At 70.4% G+C, this 6,664-nt stretch carries 5 protein-coding genes and 1 rRNA gene; 2 read left to right on the plus strand and 4 right to left on the minus strand.

Annotated elements, in window-relative coordinates; genetic code table 11:
* Positions 1 to 54 precede the first annotated feature (54 nt).
* From ACFVUH_RS20235 to ACFVUH_RS20245, 3 genes are all read right to left on the minus strand, one after another.
* Positions 55 to 774, minus strand: coding sequence for an SDR family NAD(P)-dependent oxidoreductase (locus ACFVUH_RS20235; RefSeq protein ID WP_387914697.1), 720 nt, complete (start codon positions 772 to 774; stop codon positions 55 to 57).
* A gap of 539 nt (positions 775 to 1,313) precedes the next feature.
* Positions 1,314 to 2,603 (minus strand): citrate synthase, encoded by a 1,290-nt coding sequence (locus ACFVUH_RS20240; protein WP_355368603.1) that lies wholly within the window; start codon positions 2,601 to 2,603, stop codon positions 1,314 to 1,316.
* Positions 2,604 to 2,827: 224 nt separating this feature from the next.
* Entirely contained in the window at positions 2,828 to 5,002 is a 2,175-nt protein-coding gene (locus ACFVUH_RS20245) for an ATP-dependent RecD-like DNA helicase (protein ID WP_355368617.1), read from the minus strand.
* A gap of 216 nt (positions 5,003 to 5,218) precedes the next feature.
* On the opposite strand from ACFVUH_RS20245, the gene ACFVUH_RS20250 reads away from it, so the two are divergent.
* Together ACFVUH_RS20250 and ACFVUH_RS20255 are read left to right on the plus strand one after the other, a co-directional pair.
* Positions 5,219 to 6,013, plus strand: coding sequence for a VOC family protein (locus tag ACFVUH_RS20250; RefSeq protein ID WP_355368605.1), 795 nt, complete (start codon positions 5,219 to 5,221; stop codon positions 6,011 to 6,013).
* 48 nt (positions 6,014 to 6,061) lie between these two features.
* Positions 6,062 to 6,514 (plus strand): GNAT family N-acetyltransferase, encoded by a 453-nt coding sequence (locus ACFVUH_RS20255; protein ID WP_387914698.1) that lies wholly within the window; start codon positions 6,062 to 6,064, stop codon positions 6,512 to 6,514.
* A 57-nt stretch (positions 6,515 to 6,571) separates the two neighbouring features.
* Here ACFVUH_RS20255 and rrf read toward each other — a convergent pair.
* Positions 6,572 to 6,664, minus strand: a 5S ribosomal RNA gene (rrf, locus tag ACFVUH_RS20260); the annotation flags it as partial.

Below are 6,664 nucleotides of genomic sequence, written 5' to 3' on the forward strand. Positions count from 1 at the left end.
CCGCGGGGCCCGTGCCGCACGTGCGGTACGGGCCCCGCGGGCGTCTGCCCCGGCTCAGCGGCCGAGCAGCTCGCCGCCGTTGCAGTGCAGGATCTCGCCGGTGATGAACCCGGCCTCCGGCGAGGCCAGGAAGTGCACCGCCGCCGCCACCTCGCCGGTCTCCCCGATCCGCCCGAGCAGCGTCCGGGCGGACCGCCGGGAGACCTCCGCCTCGTCCAGCCGCGGCCCGAAGAACTCGGTGCCCGCCACCGTCCCCGGCGCCACGATGTTGGCGGTGATGCCCGAGGTGCCGAGCTGGGCGGCGAGGAAGTGGTTCCAGGCGTGCAGCGAGGCCTTCGCCGCCCCGTACGAGCCGGCCCCGCGCAGGGCGGCGATCGAGCTGATGGTGACCACCCGGCCGGAGCCGGGGGTGAGCCGGTCGCGGATCGACTCGGTGAGCAGCACCACGGTCAGCACGTTGCGCTCGAAGTCGCCGCGCCAGCGGGCCAGCAGGGCGTGCGGCCCGGCGCCGATCACGGTCTCCCGGCTGCCCGCGTTGTTCACCAGCACGTCGATCCGCTCCGGCAGGTCGGCCAGCGCGGCCTCCACGGCGTCCGGGTCGGCGAGGTCACAGACCAGCGGGGTCACGTTCGGTCCGAGCGCCGCGGCGGCGTCCTCCAGCACCGCTCGCCGTCGGCCGACGATCACGACCTGTTCGCCCGCCTCGGCGAACCGCCGTGCCACCTCGTACCCGATCCCCGTGCCACCGCCGGTGACAACCACGTTCCTGGTCATCTGCGCACTCCCTCCCCAGCTCCGCCGCCACGCTGCAAGGTGCGCGACGGCCCGTACCGGAATGCCACGATTCCTATCACGCTCGGTTGCCGTGACTGCGGGGAGGGTGACGTCGCCGCCGGTGGAAGGTGTGGTATGGGGGCGGCACGGCATGCACACGGAGCGTGGCGAGAGGCAGCTCACACCCCCCCGGCGTAACTTCTCACACGCTGATACGTCTTAGGTTGGTAGTGCGGCAGTTTTTCGGTGGGCGGAGACGTGGCGAACGGCACAGCGTCGACGCATGACCACCGCTGCCGCCGACGGGGCTCCGGCGGGCCCCGGGTCGGTCGCCGACGGTTGGCGGCCTTCGCGCACGACGCCGGGGTGTGGCGGGACCGGGAACGCTTTGAGCGGCCGTTCCCGGTCCACCGCCGCCCCCGGAGTCGTGCGCCGGACGTTGAGGTGGAGAAGCACGAGGGCCCGGCCGCAGGAGTGCGGCCGGGCCCTCGTGGCACGGTGTCAGGGCGTGCGCATGGCGTCAGTGCGGGTGCACGGCGTCAGCGGGCGTCGATCTCGACGTAGTCGCGGATCGCGGTGCCGGTGTAGATCTGGCGCGGACGGCCGATCCGGCTGGTCGGGTCCTTGATCATCTCGTGCCAGTGGGCGATCCAGCCCGGCAGCCGGCCGAGGGCGAACAGCACGGTGAACATGCTGGTCGGGAAGCCCATCGCGCGGTAGATCAGACCGGTGTAGAAGTCCACGTTCGGGTAGAGCTTGCGCGAGACGAAGAAGTCGTCCTTGAGCGCGTGCTCCTCCAGCTTGAGCGCGATGTCGAGCAGCTCGTCGGACTTGCCGAGCTGGCCCAGCACCTCGTGGGCGAGCAGCTTCACCTGGGCGGCACGCGGGTCGAACGCCTTGTAGACCCGGTGGCCGAAGCCCATCAGCTTGACGCCGGCTTCCTTGTTCTTCACCTTCGTGATGAAGGCGTCGACGTCGCCGCCGTCCTTCTGGATGCTCTCCAGCATCTCCAGCACGGCCTGGTTGGCGCCGCCGTGCAGCGGGCCCCACAGCGCCGAGATGCCCGCCGAGATCGAGGCGAACAGGTTGGCGTGGCTGGAGCCGACCAGGCGCACGGTGGAGGTCGAGCAGTTCTGCTCGTGGTCCGCGTGCAGGATCAGCAGCTTGTCGAGCGCGTTGACGATGACCGGGTTGAGCTCGTAGTCCTCGGCCGGGACCGCGAAGGTCATCCGCAGGAAGTTCTCGACGTAGCTCAGGTCGTTGCGCGGGTAGACGAAGGGCTGGCCCATCGCCTTCTTGTACGCGTACGCGGCGATGGTCGGGAGCTTCGCCAGCAGGCGGACCGTCGACAGGTGGCGCTGGGCCGCGTCGAACGGGTTGTGGCTCTCCGGGTAGAACGTCGACAGCGCGCCGACCACCGAGGACAGCATCGCCATCGGGTGCGCGTCCCGGGGGAAGCCCTGGAAGAAGCGCTTGACGTCCTCGTGCAGCAGGGTGTGCTGGGTGATCTCGCGGTTGAACTGCGCGAGCTGATCGGAGTTCGGCAGCTCGCCGTTGATCAGCAGGTACGCGGTCTCGATGAAGTCACCCTTGGCGGCGAGCTGCTCGATCGGGTAACCGCGGTACCGCAGGATGCCGTTGTCACCGTCCACGAAGGTGATCGCGGACTTGTAGGCGGCGGTGTTGCCGAAGCCGTTGTCCAGGGTGACCAGGCCGGTCTGCGGGAGCAGCTTCGAGATGTCGAAGCCGGCGTTGCCCGCAGTGCTCTCGACGACGGGGTATTCGTACTCGCCGTCCTGGTACCGCAGTACTACCGAGTTGTCGCTCACGTCTTCCTCACCGACGAAATGAATCCTCTTCCAAGGTGCCCTGACTGTCTCTACCATCCCCCATCCGGCGGACAGCCGCGCACCCGGGGTGACCCGAAAGGGCCCGCCCCTACAAAACCTGCCGCCGCTGCCGGTACGAACCGGACAAGATCGGCACCCCACCAGGCTCTGTCGTAAATCTCTTCACGTCAAGAGAACAATAGAGGCAACCATCCCTTGGAGAATCATCCAGACGCAAGCCGGTGATCCAGCGCCGCATGCCTCCGACCTGCGCTGACACTGCGAACCGCCTGCCCGATCGCTTTCCGTGATCCCACCAGCACGACCAGTTTTCGGGCCCTGGTCACCGCCGTGTAGAGCAGATTTCGCTGGAGCATCGTCCACGCGGACATGGTGACCGGAATCACCACCACGGGGTACTCGCTCCCCTGCGACCGGTGGATCGTCACCGCGTAGGCGTGCGCCAACTCGTCCAGCTCGTCGAAGTCGTAGGGCACCTCCTCGTCCTCGTCCGTCAGCACCGTCAGGCGCTGGTCGTCCGCGCTGAGGGACGTCACCACTCCCACTGTGCCGTTGAAGACCCCGTTCCGCCCCTTGTCGTAGTTGTTGCGGACCTGCGTGACCTTGTCCCCCACCCGGAACGTCCGCCCGCCGAACCGCCGCTCCGCCAGCCCCTCCCGGGCCGGCGTCACCGCCGCCTGCAGCAGCGTGTTGAGGTTCCCCGCCCCGGCCGGGCCGCGGTGCATCGGCGCCAGCACCTGCACGTCCCGCCGGGCGTCGTAACCGAATTTCTGCGGGATCCGGCGCGCCACCACGTCCACCGTCAGGCCCGCCGCCAGCTCCGCGTCGTCCTCGGCGAACAGGAAGAAGTCCGGCAGGCCCTCGGTCAGCGGCGGCAGGCCCTCGTTGATCCGGTGCGCGTTGGTCACCACGCCCGACTGCTGGGCCTGCCGGAAGATCCGGGTCAGCCGCACCGACGGGATCGGCCCGCCCTCGGCCAACAGGTCCCGCAGCACCTCGCCCGCCCCCACCGAGGGCAGCTGGTCCACGTCCCCCACGAACAGCAGGTGCGCCCCCGGCGCCACCGCCTTGACCAGCTTGTTCGCCAGGATCAGGTCCAGCATCGACGCCTCGTCGACCACCACCAGGTCCGCGTCCAGCGGCCGGTCCCGGTCGTACGCGGCGTCCCCGCCCGGCCGCAGCTCCAGCAGTCGGTGCACCGTCGAGGCCTCCACCCCGGTCAGCTCCGACAACCGCTTCGCCGCCCGCCCGGTCGGCGCCGCCAGCACCACCTTGGCCCGCTTCGCCAGCGCCAGGGTCACGATCGACTTCACCGTGAACGACTTGCCGCACCCCGGCCCGCCGGTCAGCACCGCGACCTTCTCGGTCAACGCCAGCCGCACCGACTGCTCCTGCTCCGGCGCCAGCTCCGCCCCCGTCCGCCGCGCCAGCCAGGCCAGCGCCGCCGGCCAGTCCACGTCCGCGAACCAGGGCATCCGGTCGCTGTCCGTCCGCAGCAGCCGCAGCAACTGGTTCGCCAGCGAGATCTCCGCCCGGTGGAACGGCACCAGGTACACCGCCGTGATCGACTGGCCGTCGTCCCCCGGCACCTGCTCGCGCACCACCCCCTCCACGGCCACCAGCTCCGCCAGGCAGTCGATCACCAGCCCCACGTCCACCTGGAGCAGCTTCACGCCGTCCGCGATCAGCCGCTCCTCGGGCAGGTAGCAGTGCCCCTGGTCGCTGCTCTGCGACAGCGCGTACTGCAGCCCCGCCTTCACCCGCTCCGGGCTGTCGTGCGGGATGCCGACGGCCTGCGCGATCCGGTCCGCGGTGAGGAAGCCGATGCCCCAGACGTCCGAAGCCAGCCGGTACGGCTCGTTCTTCACCACCCCGATCGAGCCGTCCCCGTACTGTTTGTAGATCCGCACAGCCAGCGACGTCGAGACCCCGACCCCCTGCAGGAAGACCATCACCTCCTTGATGGCCTTCTGCTCCTCCCACGCGGCCGCGATCTTCTTGGTCCGCTTGGGACCGAGCCCCGGCACCTCGATCAGCCGGCCCGGCTCGTTCTCGATCACCTCCAGGGTGTCCACCCCGAACCGCTCCACGATCCGCTCCGCGAACCGCGGCCCGATCCCCTTGATCAGCCCCGACCCCAGGTACCGCTGGATGCCCTGCACCGTCGCCGGCAGCACCGTCGTGTAGTTCTCCACCACGAACTGCCGCCCGTACTGCGGATGCGACCCCCACCGGCCGTGCAGCCGCAGCGACTCGCCCGGCTGCGCGCCGAGCAGCGCGCCCACCACCGTCAGCAGATCGTTGCCGCCCCGCCCGGTGTCCACCCGGGCCACCGTGTAGCCGGTCTCCTCGTTGGCGTAGGTGATCCGTTCCAGCACCCCCTCGACCTGGGCGAGCTGGCGCGGCGGCGCGGCCGCCTGCGCGGTGCCGCCGGTGGCGGTCCGTGCCCCTGTCTGCCTGGCCACCGGGCCCCCTTCACCGTGCGGGACGACTTCTGCTACGCACCGTACCGTCCGGGTGCGACACCGGGGGCCCGAGTGCCACGCTGGAAGGACCAGGGAGGGGCCAGGCACGTCGTCGAAGGGCAGCACACCATGCTCACCACCGCCTTCCGTCCCGGCTCACCCAACTGGCTCGACCTCACCAGCCCCGACACCGAGGCCTCGGTCGCCTTCTACACCTCGGTCTTCGACTGGACCTACGCCTCGGCCGGTCCCGAGGCCGGCGGCTACGGGTTCTTCCAGCAGGACGGCCGGACCGTCGCCGCGCTCGGGCCGTTCACCGACACCCACGCCGCCCCCGCCTGGACGGTCTACTTCTGCACCCTGGACGCCGACCGCACGACGGCCCTGGTCCGCGAGGCCGGCGGCCGGGTCCGCTTCGCCCCGTTCAACGTCTTCACCAGCGGCCGGATGGCCGGCTACACCGATCCCACCGGCGCCGACTTCGCGGTCTGGCAGCCGCAGGACGTGCACGGCCTGGACACCGTCACCGAGCCCGGCAGCCTCTGCTGGGCGGAGTGCTACAGCGTCGACGCCGAGGCGTCCAAGGCCTTCTACCGCGCGGTCTTCGCCTGGCAGGAACAGGACGTCCCGGTCGGCGGCGAGCTCCAGTACACCGTCCTCACCCCGTCCGGCGGCGGCACGGAGGACGCTCACGGCGGCATCATGCAGCTCGGCCCCGAGCAGACCGCCGCCGGCACCTCCTCGCACTGGCTCCCCTACTTCGAGGTGCCCGACGTCGATGCCCGCCTCGCCACCGCGGAGCGCCTCGGGGCCACCGTCCGGATCCCCGCCATGGACGTCCACGGCGTCGGCCGCCTCGGTCAGCTCATCGACCCGCAGGGAGCCGTCTTCGCGGTCATCACCAGCCCGCCTACCGGCACATGACGCCGGATCACGCCCAAGGGGCCTCCAGGGGTCTTCTAGGGTGTGCCCATGAACGATCTGATCATCCGCCGGGCGACCGAGGACGACCTCCCGGCCATCGTCGCCATGCTCGCCGACGATCCCCTCGGCGCGACCCGCGAAAGCCCCGACGACCTGACCCCCTACCGCACCGCTCTCGCGCGCATCGACGCCGACCCCCACCAGCACCTCGTGGTCGCGGAACGCGCCGGCCGGACGATCGGCACCCTCCAACTGACCGTCGTCCCGGGCCTCGCCCGGAAGGGTTCGACCCGCGCCGTCATCGAAGCCGTCCGCATCCACGCCGACGAACGCGGCACCGGCCTCGGCACCGACCTGATCCGGTGGGCGATCGACCGCTCCCGCGCACTGGACGCCGACCTGGTCCAGCTCACCTCCGACGCCACCCGCACCGACGCGCACCGCTTCTACGAGCGCCTCGGCTTCGTTCCCTCGCACATCGGATTCAAGCTCGCACTCTGACCCGGAAATGCGAAAAGCCCCTGCCGGTATCCCCGGCAGGGGCTTCTCAGAAGAATTGTTCGGCGGCGTCCTACTCTCCCACAGGGTCCCCCCTGCAGTACCATCGGCGCTGTGAGGCTTAGCTTCCGGGTTCGGAATGTAACCGGGCGT

This window comes from Kitasatospora sp. NPDC058032, from assembly GCF_042885845.1.
GTDB lineage: Bacteria > Actinomycetota > Actinomycetes > Streptomycetales > Streptomycetaceae > Kitasatospora.

Coding starts and splice junctions, on each gene's coding strand:
- ACFVUH_RS20235 (WP_387914697.1), bottom strand. CDS start 774: ATGACCAGGAACGTGGTTGTCACCGGCGGTGGCACGGGGATCGGGTAC.
- ACFVUH_RS20250 (WP_355368605.1), top strand. CDS start 5,219: ATGCTCACCACCGCCTTCCGTCCCGGCTCACCCAACTGGCTCGACCTC.
- ACFVUH_RS20255 (WP_387914698.1), top strand. CDS start 6,062: ATGAACGATCTGATCATCCGCCGGGCGACCGAGGACGACCTCCCGGCC.